Genomic DNA, 14,862 nt, shown 5'->3' with positions numbered 1-14,862 from the left:
AGCCCCCCTCAAGATGAGATTTCCCAACTAGTAAGACCCCTTGAAGACGACGAGGTAGATAGGTTGGAGGTGGAAGTGCAGCAATGCATGGAGCTGACCAATACTAATCGGTCGAGGGCTTATCCAACATATTTCAATGTGCTGCAAATTTCGTTTCGTATCTAGTTTTCAGGTGATCAAGCATCTGAGCCGTTTGGTGGCGATGGCGGAAGGGTTCCACGCGTACCCATACCGAACACGACCGTTAAGCCTTCCAGCGCCGATGGTACTTGGACCGAAGGGTCCCGGGAGAGTAGGACGTCGCCAAGCGGTACATATTCCCTGATAGCTCAGTTGGTAGAGCACTCGACTGTTAATCGAGTTGTCACAGGTTCGAGTCCTGTTCGGGGAGCCACTTGCTTCCATAGCTCAGTAGGTAGAGTGCATCCATGGTAAGGATGAGGTCACCGGTTCGATCCCGGTTGGAAGCTCCAGATTCGCTTTTGAATTGGACATGCAGCATGAAATTGTGGCCCGTTGGTCAAGGGGTTAAGACACCTCCCTTTCACGGAGGTAACAGGGGTTCGAATCCCCTACGGGTCACCACTATTTTAATTGCATCAGGGAATGAGAATCCCGTCGGTTCGTCGGAGGATAACTTCGTAAGCGGAGGCTTCGCAGTCTCGAACGAAGTGAGAGTATCCCCTACGGGTCACCACAACATGGAGGCTTAGCTCAGCTGGGAGAGCATCTGCCTTACAAGCAGAGGGTCGGGGGTTCGATCCCCTCAGCCTCCACCATTTCATGTATGATTCTAACGAGAATCAGCAAAATAGAAGTACTCATCGATTTTGGGGATTAGCCAAGCGGTAAGGCAACGGACTTTGACTCCGTCATGCATAGGTTCGAATCCTATATCCCCAGCCACTTCATCCTAAAAAGTGAAGTTAAGCTTTGAAGGTGATTCCGAATACTTTTCGGAGACCTGAAATGCGAGCCATTAGCTCAGTTGGTAGAGCACCTGACTTTTAATCAGGGTGTCGAAGGTTCGAGTCCTTCATGGCTCACCATTGTTTCATCTTGTGCGCGTGTGGCGGAATTGGCAGACGCACTAGACTTAGGATCTAGCGTCTTTGACGTGGGGGTTCAAGTCCCTCCACGCGCACCATTAATGCGGACGTGGCTCAGCGGTAGAGCATCGCCTTGCCAAGGCGAGGGTCGCGGGTTCGATTCCCGTCGTCCGCTCCATTTGCGCCCTTAGCTCAGCTGGATAGAGCGTTTGACTACGAATCAAAAGGTCGGGAGTTCGAATCTCTCAGGGCGTGCCATTTTTTAAAAAGATTAATATCGGGATGTAGCTCAGCTTGGTAGAGCACCTGGTTTGGGACCAGGGGGTCGCATGTTCAAATCGTGTCATCCCGATTTTCTTAAGATTTAGGGCCCTACAAAAGTAATCGGAGTATGCTCCGAAGCATAGCGTCACTTTTGTAGGTTGATATGCGGGTGTAGTTCAATGGTAGAACTCCAGCCTTCCAAGCTGGTAGCGTGGGTTCGATTCCCATCACCCGCTCCATACATAAGCAGGACATCACCGTGTGTGATGTTTTTTTACATATTCACACGACTACCCTGCGAAGTGTTAATGTACTAAAGAACATCGTTGGATCAAGGTTTATAGGACTAATGTCCATGGTATATGGGTATATCAATATCATGAGTTTTGTCGATTTGGCTAATTTTTTCGCCTGGAAAATGCAGATTTTCATGCGCTTTTATTGTATGATGTTAGGAAGGCGTTACGTCCTATAGACAAACTGCTGAAACGGGTTGAGATGGGAGGAGTAGCATGACTGAACTTACAGTAACCGCAAAGAGCAATTCCAACAATCTGCTGCGGCGAGATGTACGGTTCCTTGGCAATATTCTTGGAGAAGTTCTTGTCCACCAAGGTGGCAATGAGCTTTTAGATATAGTTGAGAAAATTCGTGAAACGAGTAAATCGTTGCGATCCGTATTCCTGCCAGAATTGTTTGCAGATTTCAAAAGGATCATCAGCACATTGGAGCCCGACATTCGCCATCAGGTAATTCGCGCGTTTGCCATTTACTTTCAATTGGTTAATATCGCGGAGCAGAATCATCGCATTCGTCGCAAACGCGATTACGAGCGTTCCGCCGGAGAGAGTGTTCAACCAGGTTCCATTGAAAGTGCGGTCCAGGATTTGAAAGAGCGCAATATTACGTTTGAAGAAGTTCAAGAAATTCTCGAAAGTCTATCCCTTGAGCTGGTAATGACAGCTCATCCAACAGAAGCGATGCGTCGGGCTATTCTGGATATTCATAAACGGATAGCGGACGATGTGATGCAACTGGACAACCCGACACTGACATTCCGCGAACGAGAGCAGCTTCGGGAGAAACTACTGAATGAAGTGATTACACTGTGGCAAACCGACGAGCTTCGCGACCGTAAGCCAACGGTTCTTGATGAGGTCAGAAACGGTATGTATTATTTTCACGAGACCCTGTTTCACATTCTGCCAGAGGTTTATCAAGAACTGGAGCGCTGCCTAAGTAAATATTATCCGGGTCACCATTGGCACGTTCCAACCTATTTGCGTTTCGGTTCGTGGATCGGTGGCGATCGGGACGGAAATCCTTCAGTGACGGCGGACGTAACATGGAGAACGCTTGAAATGCAGCGGAAGCTGGCGATTCGTGAATACCAACGGATTTTGCGTGAATTCATGAAATACCTGAGCTTCAGCTCGTCGATTGTGAGCGTTTCGGATGAATTGCTTCAATCCATTGAAAAAGACCGCGAACATGTAACACTGAAGAAGATGGAAATTTGGCACAATGAGAAAGAGCCTTATCGTGTAAAGCTGGTATATATGCTGGCTAAAATGAGTCATATTCTCGATGAGAACATGACTGGCAGCGAGCGTTATCAGTCCCCTGAGGAATTTATCGAGGACTTGAATATCATTGATCGAAGCTTGCGCTTCCATTTTGCTGACTATGTTGCAGATACGTATATTCAAAAACTGATCCGTCAGGCGGAGTTGTTTGGCTTCCATACAGCAACGCTGGATATCAGACAGCATAGCCAAGAGCATGAAAATGCCATGGCCGAAATTCTTCGTAAAATGAACGTGACGCAGGATTACGCCCAATTAAGCGAAGACGAGAAGATCGAGCTGCTTAACAACCTGCTTAACGATCCTCGTCCATTGACTACGCCTTATCAAGAGTACAGCGACAGCACCGAAGAATGCCTTGAAGTATACCGTACGGTATTCCGTGCCCAGCAGGAATTTGGCGTGAAGTGTATTTCAAGTTATTTGATCAGTATGTCCGAGGGCGCAAGCGACGTTCTGGAAGTGATGGTATTTGCCAAAGAAGTCGGACTCTTCCGCAAGGACAACGATGGTTCTGTCATAGCTACTTTGCAGGCTGCACCATTGTTTGAGACGATTGAGGATCTTCATGCCGCACCTAATATTATGCGTAAGCTCTTCAGCCTACCGATCTACCGGGAAGCGGTTAGCGCCATGAATGAGCTTCAGGAAATCATGCTGGGTTACTCTGACAGCAACAAGGACGGCGGAGCCATTACCGCGAACTGGGAGCTCCAGGTAGCACTCAAAGATATTACGGCTGCAGCCAATGAGTATGGCATCAAGGTGAAATACTTCCATGGACGCGGCGGGTCGCTTGGACGCGGTGGTATGCCTCTGAATCGCAGCATTTTGGCTCAACCGGCATCAACGATTGCAGGGGGCATCAAAATCACGGAGCAAGGCGAGGTCATTTCTTCACGTTATTCCTTGAAAGGAATTGCCTACCGCAGTTTGGACCAGGCGACTTCAGCACTTATAACGGCTTCTCTTAATGCCCGTTACCCTGAAAAAGAATCGACCGAAAAAGAGTGGGAAGAGATTTCCTCGAGCATATCGGCCGCTTCACAGAAGAAATACCAGGATCTGATCTTCCGTGATCCGGATTTCCTGAGTTTCTTCAAGGAATCCACGCCGCTTCCTGAAGTGGGAGAGCTGAATATCGGTTCCCGACCATCCAAGCGTAAGAACAGTGACCGTTTTGAGGACCTCAGAGCCATTCCTTGGGTGTTTGCGTGGACCCAGAGCCGTTACCTGCTTCCGGCATGGTACGCGGCTGGTACGGGCTTACAGAGCTTCTACCAGGGCAAGGAAGAGAATATGAAGGTGCTACAGAAGATGTACACGAGCTATCCGTTCTTTACGTCGCTGATCGATACCCTTCAGATGGCTCTTGCCAAGGCTGATCTGATCATCGCCAAGGAGTATTCTCTGATGACGAAGGATGATCAAGCCCGCGAGCGTATCTTCGGTCTGATCCAAGATGAGTTTAACTTGACGAAAGAGCTTGTTCTTAAGATTACGGGACAACAGGATATTCTGGATAACCAGCCGGTCCTGCAGGAATCAATTCGACTCCGTAACCCTTACGTGGATCCGCTTAGCTATTTGCAGGTTCAATTGCTTAACGAGCTGCGCGAGCTGAGGGAGCAGGAGCAGGACGATCCGGATCTGCTTCGGGAAGTACTGCTGACCATCAACGGCATTGCGGCGGGGCTTCGTAATACAGGTTGATCCTTACAGGATGACAAAGCGGTTTGAAAGGGATAGTATAAGGCGAGGTTCCCTAGAGGGACCTCGTTTTTTAATCTATGAAGCAGCATAACCTCTGATGATTAGAGTATCGGCTGCAACATGATTGTCTTTGATAGGGAATAGGGATTCTTTTTGAATTATTGTTGATTTTTAGAAACAGTTGAATTACGATTTGAATGATGCTTTTTTAGACGTTACCCATCAGACCATTCTGGGGGAATTATGGTGGACAATTTGGATGTAAGACTGGCGAAGCTGGCCCGAAAAGGGGACCAGAGAGCTTTTGCCGAAATCGTAGAGCTTTATAAAGACAAAATTTTTCATTTGGCTTACCGGATGCTGAGTAACCGCCATGAGGCCGAGGATGTCGTACAAGAGACTTTTTTGCGTGTATATAAAAACCTTGATCGATACGACGAGAATCAGAAGTTCTCAACTTGGATATACCGAATCGGTACAAATCTTAGCATTGATCGGCTGCGCAAGCGCAAGCCGTCTTTCTCGCTGGACGCCGACCTGAATGAAAGCGAAGGTATGGACGGCTATTCCCTGATCCCGAGCGATAACCGTACACCTGAGAGTGAAATGCTGCTATCGGAGACACAGCGCATCATTCATCAGGCGATTGACGGACTTCCTGCCAAGTACAAGACGATCATGATTCTAAGGTACATTCAGGATTTATCCCTGCAAGAGATCAGCGAGATTTTGGACTTGCCTGTAACAACGATCAAAACACGAGTTCATCGTGGACGCGAATTTTTGCGTAAAAAATTAGAATACAAATTGTGATGAAAAAAACGCCTATCGCCGTTCTTTGAGGAAGAGAGACCGCGTTTAAGGGCGCTTTTTTCTTGCGATGCCTGAAAGTCCGTATCCGCTATTTTTTTTCTAATTTTCTTTTAAAAAAATTGAAACATCCCCGATTCCGGCACGTATGAACAATAAGCAAGTCTTATGCCCCTATGGGGGAATAGACCCAGCAAAGAGATTGAATGAAAGGATTGGCTCACAAATGGATTGCAAATTAGCCGTCTCTTTGATGCATGATTATCTGGATAATGACTTGTCCGACCCACAACAGCTGGAATTGCAAGAGCATTTGCTGGATTGTGCTGACTGTCGGAATTACTTCGAGAAGCTGGAGCATACCGATATGCTTCTTTATTCCTTAACTCATCATGCGACCAAGCCATCCGATGATTTAACGGAACGTATAATGGGTATGCTGCCGCAGCCCAAGAAACAAAAAGCTTGGGTCAAATGGGTTAGGAATCATCCTGCGCTCACGGCTGCAGCTTTGTTTTTGGTTGTCATGCTCTTCAGCACAATCAGTTTTTGGAGTCAGGATACTCAGCTGGTTGTAAAGAGTGATGAATTCGAAAAGCTGGTGATTGAAGGAGATACCGTCATTATTCCTCCGGATCAAATCATCACGGGAGATATTACAGTCGAGAATGGAAAGACGAAGGTCTACGGTCAAGTGAATGGCAATGTGACCGTCATTGACGGAGAATTATTTCAGGCTTCCACCTCACATATAGCAGGTCAAGTAAAGGACATAGATCGGGCGATGGACTGGATATGGTACAAGATCTCCACTCTGTTTACGGATGCCGCTTACCGCTAGGTGTAACCTGAAGCCTACTTAATTAAAAAGCGCCTCTTTTCAGTGAAAAGACGGCGCTTCTTTTGTTGATTTTATGATCTTTTTCATGGAAAGCGGAGGGCGTCCGCTTGCATCGGAAAGATTAACGTTATAACCTAGAGAGTGTAGAGTACATACTACATATATAAGTCTCATGCGTTATTAAAAAGGAAGTTCAAAAAGTCCCCGTGTGATCAGATGGAAAATGGAGAGCTGGTTCGGTCATTCGAATCTTAGCGTTCATTTTCGAGGAACCGGATTTTTTGGGCCCGCACTTAAAGGAAATGACGGGGGTTGCTGTATGGAGTATTTCACAGATATGACCTGGGGTGAAACCATTAAAGATATCATCGATATCCTTATCGTTACTTATATAATATACCAGATGATTCTGCTCGTCCGCGGTACGCGGGCGGTCCAGCTGCTCAAAGGGATTTTGGTGCTTGTGGTCATCTGGGCGCTCAGCACTTGGTTTGATCTGTACACGCTGAAGTGGCTGATGAATCAGATCTTCACATTTGGGGTGCTGGCGATCTTCATCATCTTCCAGCCGGAGCTCAGACGTGGCCTGGAGCAGCTCGGACGAGGCAAGCTGTTCGGGCGGACGGCGGATATTGACGAGGAGACCAATAAGTTAATCAGCGAAACCATTAAGGCGGTTAATTATTTGTCGCGGCGCAAAATAGGGGCTCTGATCGTCTTTGAACGGACGACGGGCCTGAATGAGTATGTAGAATCAGGGATTCCGATGAGATCGGTGATCAGCTCGGAATTGTTTATTAACATTTTTATACCGAACACACCTCTCCATGACGGAGCCGTCATTATTCAGAACGGTCAAATTGCGGCCGCTGGCTGTTATTTGCCGCTATCGGAGAATCCTTTTATCAGTAAGGAACTGGGAACAAGACACCGTGCCGCTATCGGAATCAGTGAGGTGGGGGATGCGATTTCGGTTGTCGTATCCGAGGAGACTGGGCAAGTATCGCTGGCCTTGAATGGACAAGTGGTTCGAGATATTAAGGAAGAGTCCCTCATCTCCAAATTGTATGAGGAGCTCAGGCCTGCCGCGTCCATTAAGGAGAAACGCACGTTCTTCTGGAAACGGAAGGGGGACGGCAGCAATGGATAAATGGATCAAGAACAACACGGCAAGCAAGCTCATTGCACTCGCTGTCAGTATTTTATTGTGGGCGATGGTTCATATGGACAGCGGAACGCCTGCACCGCCAACCACTTTTTATGATACCAAAGTCATTGAAGGCGTTAAGATTCAGACGTATGGATTTGATGACAGCGAATATGCGTTAACGGGTATCGATAAGGACCGCGTAAATCTCCAAGTTCGGGGAAAGAAATCCAATATCTCGCTTTTGACCGACGACTATAAGGTGAAGCTTGATTTGAGCAACGTCAGAGAACCGGGTACGCACACACTTCCGCTAACCCCCTCCATCCCGAGTGGCGTGGAGATGATATCGATGGAGCCATCCGTTGTTACGGTGACGGTAGAGCCGAGAGTGTCGAAATCCGTGACGGTAAGTATTGGAACCAAAGGCGAGCCTGCTAAAGATTACCGGGCCGGAACACCCGTGCTGATTGACCCAAGACAAGTCACGGTTACCCTGCCTGAATCGTCCATGGCGAATCTGGGGCAGGTCAAAGGTAATGTGGACCTTGATGGTGCCAAAGAGAAGATTACGGAGAAACGAGTCAAGCTTACAGCATATGATAAAGAAGGCAACGCGATGGAAGATGCGGTCATTGAGCCTGCTGCAGTAGCAGCTGAAGTGCCGATTGAACCTGCATTTGTCACCCTCCCACTGGAGATACAATATACCGGACGGCTGCCTGAGGGGTTTGTCCTCTCCAAGGTGGACCAGAAAGTAAAAGAAGTGAAGCTGTTTGGCAGTAAAGAGGCGCTGGCAGGAGCTGAGACCTATGTCGAAGCTACGATCAATTTGGGAGAAGTTAGAAATTCGGGAACAACAGTGCTTACGGCCGACTTGACGCCGCCCGAAGGTTTTGAGAAAATCGAGCCGAGCTCTGTAACGGTGGATGTTACGGCTGTATCGCATGGTGAACGGGTGATTACGGGGATTCCGATAACGTTAAAAGGGGTTGCCACCGGCCTGGATGCTGTCATAACAGATCCAAAGACAAAGACCATATCTTTAACGCTCACCGGAGCGCCTGACTTGCTCAATAGTCTGGAGCCGACCGATATCGGAGCTGAAGCGAACGCAACTGGGTTAAAAGCCGGCGTTCACGAAATTCCGCTGCAGATCACGCTGCCTAATTTTATTAACCGTACGGATTCGGAACGTCCTGTGATTAAGATAGAGCTCAAGGATAACTCCAAACCCGTGACAACGGAGCCGGACACCTCGAAGAATGAGGGAACGGACAAAGACAAGCCTGTTTCACCAGGAACGGGATCAGGAACAGGCAATGATCAGGAGGAGAATACGGAGACGCCTCCAACTGATGAAGATACGAATAACTCCGGATCAGGAGAAAGCCCATCACATCCGCCGGGAGACGGATCAAGTGATGGAACAACCGGATCAGAAACGTCCAATGATGGATAATAACGAAGAGTAGATAAAGGAGTATATAAAACATGGGGAAATATTTTGGTACAGATGGAGTAAGAGGAGTTGCAAATCAAGAACTGACAGCGGAAATGGCTTACAGCATCGGTCGCTGCGGAGGCTATGTGCTTACTGGCGATAAAGAGAAGCCAACCGTCATCATCGGTATGGATACCCGGGTATCCGGGGCTATGCTGGAGTCGGCTTTGGTTGCAGGCCTGCTGTCCATCGGTGCACACGTCATTCGTCTGGGTGTCGTGAGTACACCAGCGGTGGCGTATATCACAAGACTTTTGAAGGCTGATGCGGGTGTTATGATCTCGGCTTCACATAATCCGGTACAAGATAACGGCATCAAGTTCTTCGGTGGAGACGGCTTCAAGCTGTCGGATGAGACAGAGCTTAAGATTGAAGAGCTCATGGATGCGGAAACAGATAATCTGCCGCGACCAATCGGGGCTGATTTAGGTGAATTGCTGGTTGATAACGAATCGAAATATAAATACCTGGAATATTTGAAAACGACGGTCAATAACCGGTTTGACGGTCTGAAAATCGTTCTTGACTGTGCGAATGGCGCAGCTTATGAGCTGGCTCCGAAGCTTTTCCGTGAATTGGGTGCGGAAGTGATCGCCATCGGTGCTGAGCCGAACGGCCTGAATATTAATGATCACTGTGGATCGACTCATCCGGAGAAACTCGTTGAGGCCGTACTCCAGCATGGCGCTGACCTCGGTCTCGCTTTTGACGGAGATGCGGATCGCCTGATTGCCATTGACGCAAAAGGCGAGGAAGTGGACGGCGATTTCATTCTGTGCATTTGCGGTGATGCCATGAACCGTGCCGGCAAGCTGAAGGCAGGCACCATCGTTTCAACCGTTATGAGTAACATCGGTTTCTATAAGGCATGTGACAGCTTGAAGCTGAAAACCGCTAAAACTGCAGTCGGTGACCGCTACGTGATGGAAGAAATGCGCCGCGGTGGTTATAACCTGGGTGGAGAGCAATCGGGGCATGTGATATTCCTGGATCACAACACCACAGGGGATGGCATTCTAACGGGAATTCAATTGGTGGATACGTTGGTAGCCTCCGGCAAGCCTCTGCATGAGCTGAAGAGCAGCATGCGCAAGTATCCGCAAGTGCTGGTTAATGTTCGTGTTGGCGATAAGAGCAAGTACCAAGGCAATACCGTTATTGAGTCTGCGATTGCTGAAGTTGAAGGCATTCTGGGTGATAACGGACGCGTCCTGGTTCGCCCATCGGGAACCGAATCCCTCATTCGCGTCATGGCGGAAGGCCCGGACAAAGAAGAACTCGACCGTTATGTAACGCAGATTGCTGACGTGGTGAAGCGGGAATTGGCGTAAGACTAAGGGTGTATTTTTCAAGGAAAGCAGACTAATTTTTGTCAGGGCCAGTGAACTATGAAGTTTCTGTTCACTGGCCCGCTGTTTTCCATAATGCGGGTCGAATGAAAGCGCAACACCCCTTGTCCTGTCAGCAAAGAGTGCAAATTACGGCATCGCTTGAGAGGATAGGTCATTCGATGTCATTCATGGGGTTAATTATACGCAGGGCTTGGAGCATCTGGGAAACAGCCGAGTTGCCAAAGTCTGAACGCATGAATATAATAAAGGATGTCATTCAAGAATAGAAAGCGAGGATTGTGAGGTTACTTCAAGCTTTATAAGCGCCAGAGCTTGTACCTGCGCGGGGATTGGTTATTGCTACGATAGGGATGACCAGACGGCAGAACGCAAGTTGACGAGGTAGAGGTGTTCGGATTGTTCGGCGGGGACCTCTCGGTTATGCACCAACCGTAAGCGAATCACGGAAAAGGAATGGGCGACCGTTCTTACAACGTATCCGCAGGTGCTTCTTATCACTAATATACAAAACATGAATGTGCGATTTAGAACAGGGCAGCGCGGTGGAAGAAGAGTGCATTCATGTCTGTTCAACTTTAGCAGCCTATATCTTGCTGGATATTTTGAACGTTGATAATTGAATAGATCATTCTTCTTTCCTGATACCGCACAGATGCTGCCGTGTTCTATTTCCGCCTACTATTATAGGGAAATTGAACGGAGGAATCATACGATGTGTGGTATTGTCGGATATATTGGAAATCAGAAAACGCAAGCGGTGTTGATCGAGGGATTGAGAAAGCTGGAGTATCGCGGATACGATTCAGCAGGGATTGCCGTCTTTACGAATGAAGGGTTGCGTGTGGCCAAGGCGCAAGGGCGTCTTGCCAATCTGGAGGAGAGACTGGAGTCTGCCCCACTCGTGGGAACTGCAGGTATCGGTCATACCCGCTGGGCTACGCATGGTCGGCCATCGGACGTGAATTCGCATCCGCATACGGACGAAAGCCAGAAGTTCTCCGTTGTTCATAACGGGATCGTTGAGAACTATCTGGAGCTGAAGGAAGAGCTGATCAGCCAAGGACATCAGTTTGTTTCGGAGACCGATACGGAAGTTATCTCCCATCTCATCGCCCGTGAATATGACGGGGATATCGTTAAGGCCGTGCAGAAGGCGATCTCTTACATGAGAGGCGCATTTGCCCTCGGCGTCTTGACCGAGTATGAGCCGGATCGATTGGTGGCTGTACGTCAAGCAAGCCCGCTTATTATCGGTCTTGGCGAAGGAGAGAACTTCATCGGTTCTGATATTCCGGCTATTTTGAAATATACGCGGAACGTATATATTCTCAACGATGGAGAGATGGCTCTGCTGACAGCAGATGCTGTCGAATTAATGACCATTGAGGGGAACTTTATTTCTCGGGAAATGATTCGTGTCGATTGGGATGCCGTTACGGCGGAAAAAGGCGGATTCGATCACTTCATGCTGAAGGAGATCCACGAGCAGCCCAAAGCATACCGGGATACGATGCTGGGCCGTGTGGATGAGAGCGGACGTAAAGTCGTTCTGCCGGAGTTGAAGCTGACACAGGAACAGATTAAGAACATTCGCAATGTGCAGATCGTCGCCTGCGGTACGGCTTACCATGCCGGACTTGTGGGACGCAGCGTGATCGAAGAGATGGTACGCATTCCGGTTGAAAATGACGTGGCTTCCGAGTACCGTTACCGTTCGCCGATCGTTACGCCGGAGACGCTTGTCATCGTGGTAAGCCAATCCGGTGAAACGGCAGACACCTTGGCTGCGCTTCGTGAAGCACAGAGCCATGGCGCTCATGTCTTGGCCATCACCAACGTGGTGGGCAGCTCGATTGCCCGTGAGGCTAACGATGTGCTCGGCACCCTGGCTGGCCCAGAGATTGCCGTAGCTTCCACGAAAGCTTACACCTCGCAGTTGATTGCGTTCTATCTGTTTGGTCTGTACTTGGCTCAAGTACGCGGTACGATGACGGAAGACGCCGTTGCTGAAGTGATTGCAGCGATGGAAGCACTGCCTGAACAGGTAGAGTCCATGCTGACCAACGCAGAATCGATCAAGGGATATGCCGAGCAAATTGCGGAGCATGAGAACCTGTTCTTCATCGGCCGTGGTCAAGACTACGCCGTAGCACAAGAAGGATCCCTTAAGCTTAAGGAGATTTCTTACATTCACTCCGAGGCTTATGCTGCTGGCGAACTGAAGCATGGTACGCTGGCCCTGATTGAAGAGGGAATTCCGGTCATTGCCTTGGCAACCCAGGAAGCGGTTATGGAGAAAACGGTGAGCAACATCAAGGAAGTGAAGGCACGCGGTGCAGAAGTGATGGCCATTACGCATGAAGAGCATGTGGCCGGCCTGCTGAAATCCGTGGATCAAGCCTTCGCCATTCCGAAGACTTTGCCGATCTTGACGGCAGCTTTGTCTGTCGTACCGTTACAGCTGCTTGCCTACTACGCATCGCTTGCCCGTGGCAACGACGTGGATAAACCGCGTAACCTGGCGAAGAGCGTGACGGTGGAGTAAGGCGGGAGCGGGGAAATAAGCTCCTGTTCAGTTTATGAAAGTCAGGATTCATATCGCATAAGAAAAAATGAATTTATAAATGAAAAGGCTTCGCCCCTGGTGATAAGGGGCGAAGCCTTTTTGTTATGCTTACTCGATCGATTCGACCTGAATGACAGGCACCTGCGTGATCTGTCTGGATCCGGTGCTGTCACCAATCTCGCCATTGTCTTGTTGGACTTCATCAGGATTGATTTCTTCGGTGGTAGCGGGTTCGCTTGGGCTATCTGTTTCATCCATGATATTTCCGTCAACCTGATTGGCCTCCGGTTCAACGGGGTCTAGAGTTGTTGTGGAACTCTGGCTTCCCGGTATCTCCAGCTGCTGATACTCGCCGTTGAACGTTCCGATTAGCGTCGCGCTCCCCGCAGGGAAATCCAAGTCTCCCCTTAAGACGATATAGTATCCATTACGTCCAGCAACGACCTCGCCGTAGCCACCTTCCGGGATATGGACCGAGAAGCGAACCTTCTCATTCGGATACTTCTCGATATTAGCGATATCGATGTCGGTATAATGAACCTGATATCCTGTGAATCCGTATTGGTCTCCCTGACGTTCGAAGATGGCGATCTCATCCGGACTGGCTCCTTCCAGATTCGTCACCAGCAAAGACTTATCCGGCTGCACTTGATAGCCTTCGGCCGTGAACTGGAACAGCGGCGTCAGATTGGCATCTCTGGCTTCATAGGCTGAATACCAGACCAGCTCGTTATCTGCATCGCCTTCTACAAGGATAACCGGATTCTTCGCGGTGCTAAGCGAATCCTCGACTGAAACCTGTTGGATGGCGATGTCGGACGGGTAATCATGGTTTTGGAATAATTGCACCGTTTCATCGGCATTCAAGACTGCTAAATAGATGATATTTCCCTCATCAACCCCAGTGGCATAGGCCAATCCTCCGAAACGATTCCCGCCTCCGCTGACGTAGCTGAAGCTGCCTTTCAAACCAGCCATGTGGAACAAACGAATCGGATCGTGGATCGTCCAGGCCAATTCGGCAGCTTGCAGTTTACCGCTCATATCCTGGTATCCCGACAGCGCTTCATAGAGTGCTACCGCTTCCTCGTAGTTCTGGCTTTGTACCATCCCATCAGCCGCTGCGATCCACCGGTTCATCTGGTTCTGAATATACTCCATGATTTCCGCGTTCTTTCGTTCGTTCCGTTCCAGGTAGTCTCGATACCCCATGGCGTGCGAAACAAAATCGGAGGGCCGTTCTCGCAGCACATCCTTTTGCAGCATGGTATACACAAGTTCATCGGTCTTGCGGTTCAACCAGGCAGCCGGCAGCGATCGGTTGGCATATTCGGAACTCATGGCATGTGACCCATTCAGCAGATCCGTATACTGTCCGGCTCCTGCCAGACGGGTTAGGACCATTTCGTCATAACGCTGGAACAGATGGAGCAGCTTGTCATTCTTCTGCTTCTCCCCGCCGTAGAATGAATCCGGAATGCGGAGCAAATTCCATTTGAAGCTGCTATCGTCATACTGCTGCTCTTCAAGCAGTTCGTCGGCTTGACGGTTAAACAAACCAATGAACTGCAGGAATATCCGTTTCACATCGCCGGGGATTCCGTAGAATGCAGCAATTTCATCGTAGTAGGAAGCATAAGCTCCTTGCTGCTCGGCCAGCTTCTGCTCTGTATCAAGCAATTCGGCATATACGTTCATAAAGCCGGAAAAATCGCCTGCTTCCCCGACACGGCTCAATCGATGATCAAGCGAAGAAAGGCTCTGCTTCATGGAAGTAATGGGTTGAAGCTCTTGTAATCTTGAAGCAAGCAGCTCTTCTTTATATAGAAGGGAGCGGTTATTTCGCGCTTTCTGATACCACTCCTCGGCCTGAACCATTTTTTTCTGAGCATATAATAACTCGGCTTGTGCCATCGATTCGATTTTCTGATAGATATGAAATCCCTTATATCCGATCAGCAGCAGAAGGACTATACATAAAAAAAGATACAAATTACGCAGGGTTAGCGTGTTTTTCATCGTCATAACGG

General features: G+C 48.9%; 8 protein-coding genes, 11 tRNA genes and 2 rRNA genes. 20 read left to right on the top strand and 1 reads right to left on the bottom strand.

Features of this window, described 5'->3' with window-relative positions:
* The 20 genes from ACETK5_RS31000 to glmS form a co-directional block, all read left to right on the top strand.
* Positions 1-127, top strand: a 23S ribosomal RNA gene (locus ACETK5_RS31000); the annotation flags it as partial.
* 65 nt (positions 128-192) lie between these two features.
* Positions 193-309: ribosomal RNA gene (rrf, locus tag ACETK5_RS30995) — 5S ribosomal RNA — on the top strand.
* A 9-nt stretch (positions 310-318) separates the two neighbouring features.
* A tRNA-Asn gene (locus ACETK5_RS30990) sits at positions 319-394 on the top strand.
* Between the two features lie 3 nt (positions 395-397).
* Positions 398-473: transfer RNA gene (locus ACETK5_RS30985), tRNA-Thr, on the top strand.
* A 37-nt stretch (positions 474-510) separates the two neighbouring features.
* Positions 511-585: transfer RNA gene (locus tag ACETK5_RS30980), tRNA-Glu, on the top strand.
* A 118-nt stretch (positions 586-703) separates the two neighbouring features.
* Positions 704-779 (top strand) — tRNA-Val (locus ACETK5_RS30975).
* Positions 780-831: 52 nt separating this feature from the next.
* Positions 832-906, top strand: a tRNA-Gln gene (locus ACETK5_RS30970).
* A gap of 67 nt (positions 907-973) precedes the next feature.
* Positions 974-1,049: transfer RNA gene (locus tag ACETK5_RS30965), tRNA-Lys, on the top strand.
* A gap of 14 nt (positions 1,050-1,063) precedes the next feature.
* A tRNA-Leu gene (locus tag ACETK5_RS30960) sits at positions 1,064-1,147 on the top strand.
* A 5-nt stretch (positions 1,148-1,152) separates the two neighbouring features.
* Positions 1,153-1,227, top strand: a tRNA-Gly gene (locus ACETK5_RS30955).
* A 3-nt stretch (positions 1,228-1,230) separates the two neighbouring features.
* A tRNA-Arg gene (locus tag ACETK5_RS30950) sits at positions 1,231-1,307 on the top strand.
* Between the two features lie 20 nt (positions 1,308-1,327).
* Positions 1,328-1,401, top strand: a tRNA-Pro gene (locus tag ACETK5_RS30945).
* Positions 1,402-1,478: 77 nt separating this feature from the next.
* Positions 1,479-1,552, top strand: a tRNA-Gly gene (locus ACETK5_RS30940).
* A 273-nt stretch (positions 1,553-1,825) separates the two neighbouring features.
* Complete coding sequence (gene ppc, locus ACETK5_RS30935; RefSeq protein ID WP_100541375.1) at positions 1,826-4,612, top strand: phosphoenolpyruvate carboxylase; 2,787 nt, start codon at positions 1,826-1,828, stop codon at positions 4,610-4,612.
* A gap of 243 nt (positions 4,613-4,855) precedes the next feature.
* Positions 4,856-5,425, top strand: a complete 570-nt coding sequence (gene sigW, locus ACETK5_RS30930) for an RNA polymerase sigma factor SigW (protein WP_009589526.1) — start codon at positions 4,856-4,858, stop codon at positions 5,423-5,425.
* A gap of 223 nt (positions 5,426-5,648) precedes the next feature.
* Positions 5,649-6,263, top strand: coding sequence for a zf-HC2 domain-containing protein (locus ACETK5_RS30925; protein ID WP_100541376.1), 615 nt, complete (start codon positions 5,649-5,651; stop codon positions 6,261-6,263).
* A gap of 319 nt (positions 6,264-6,582) precedes the next feature.
* The gene (cdaA, locus tag ACETK5_RS30920) at positions 6,583-7,413 is read left to right on the top strand and encodes a diadenylate cyclase CdaA (RefSeq protein ID WP_071221881.1); all 831 of its coding nucleotides are present in this window, start codon (positions 6,583-6,585) and stop codon (positions 7,411-7,413) included.
* Positions 7,406-8,872, top strand: a complete 1,467-nt coding sequence (locus tag ACETK5_RS30915) for a CdaR family protein (RefSeq protein WP_326115779.1) — start codon at positions 7,406-7,408, stop codon at positions 8,870-8,872. Before cdaA ends, ACETK5_RS30915 begins: the two co-directional genes overlap by 8 nt.
* Positions 8,873-8,904: 32 nt before the next feature.
* Complete coding sequence (gene glmM, locus ACETK5_RS30910) at positions 8,905-10,245, top strand: phosphoglucosamine mutase (protein ID WP_326115776.1); 1,341 nt, start codon at positions 8,905-8,907, stop codon at positions 10,243-10,245.
* A gap of 733 nt (positions 10,246-10,978) precedes the next feature.
* On the top strand, positions 10,979-12,811 hold the full coding sequence (gene glmS / locus ACETK5_RS30905; protein WP_100541379.1) for a glutamine--fructose-6-phosphate transaminase (isomerizing): 1,833 nt from the start codon (positions 10,979-10,981) through the stop codon (positions 12,809-12,811).
* 129 nt (positions 12,812-12,940) lie between these two features.
* Here the strand turns inward: glmS and ACETK5_RS30900 are convergent, their stop codons facing one another.
* Complete coding sequence (locus ACETK5_RS30900; protein ID WP_100541380.1) at positions 12,941-14,857, bottom strand: hypothetical protein; 1,917 nt, start codon at positions 14,855-14,857, stop codon at positions 12,941-12,943.
* Positions 14,858-14,862 lie beyond the last annotated feature (5 nt).

This window comes from Paenibacillus ilasis, assembly GCF_043195395.1.
GTDB classification, from domain to species: Bacteria; Bacillota; Bacilli; order Paenibacillales; family Paenibacillaceae; genus Paenibacillus_AQ; species Paenibacillus_AQ lautus.
The sequence above is the reverse complement of the archived record's forward strand: the minus strand, read 5'-3'. Positions and strand labels throughout refer to the sequence as shown.

Excerpts from the sequence above, each read along its gene's own strand:
- ppc (WP_100541375.1), top strand. The coding sequence starts at position 1,826 with ATGACTGAACTTACAGTAACCGCAAAGAGCAATTCCAACAATCTGCTG.
- sigW (WP_009589526.1), top strand. The coding sequence starts at position 4,856 with ATGGTGGACAATTTGGATGTAAGACTGGCGAAGCTGGCCCGAAAAGGG.
- ACETK5_RS30925 (WP_100541376.1), top strand. The coding sequence starts at position 5,649 with ATGGATTGCAAATTAGCCGTCTCTTTGATGCATGATTATCTGGATAAT.
- cdaA (WP_071221881.1), top strand. The coding sequence starts at position 6,583 with ATGGAGTATTTCACAGATATGACCTGGGGTGAAACCATTAAAGATATC.
- ACETK5_RS30915 (WP_326115779.1), top strand. The coding sequence starts at position 7,406 with ATGGATAAATGGATCAAGAACAACACGGCAAGCAAGCTCATTGCACTC.
- glmM (WP_326115776.1), top strand. The coding sequence starts at position 8,905 with ATGGGGAAATATTTTGGTACAGATGGAGTAAGAGGAGTTGCAAATCAA.
- glmS (WP_100541379.1), top strand. The coding sequence starts at position 10,979 with ATGTGTGGTATTGTCGGATATATTGGAAATCAGAAAACGCAAGCGGTG.
- ACETK5_RS30900 (WP_100541380.1), bottom strand. The coding sequence starts at position 14,857 with ATGACGATGAAAAACACGCTAACCCTGCGTAATTTGTATCTTTTTTTA.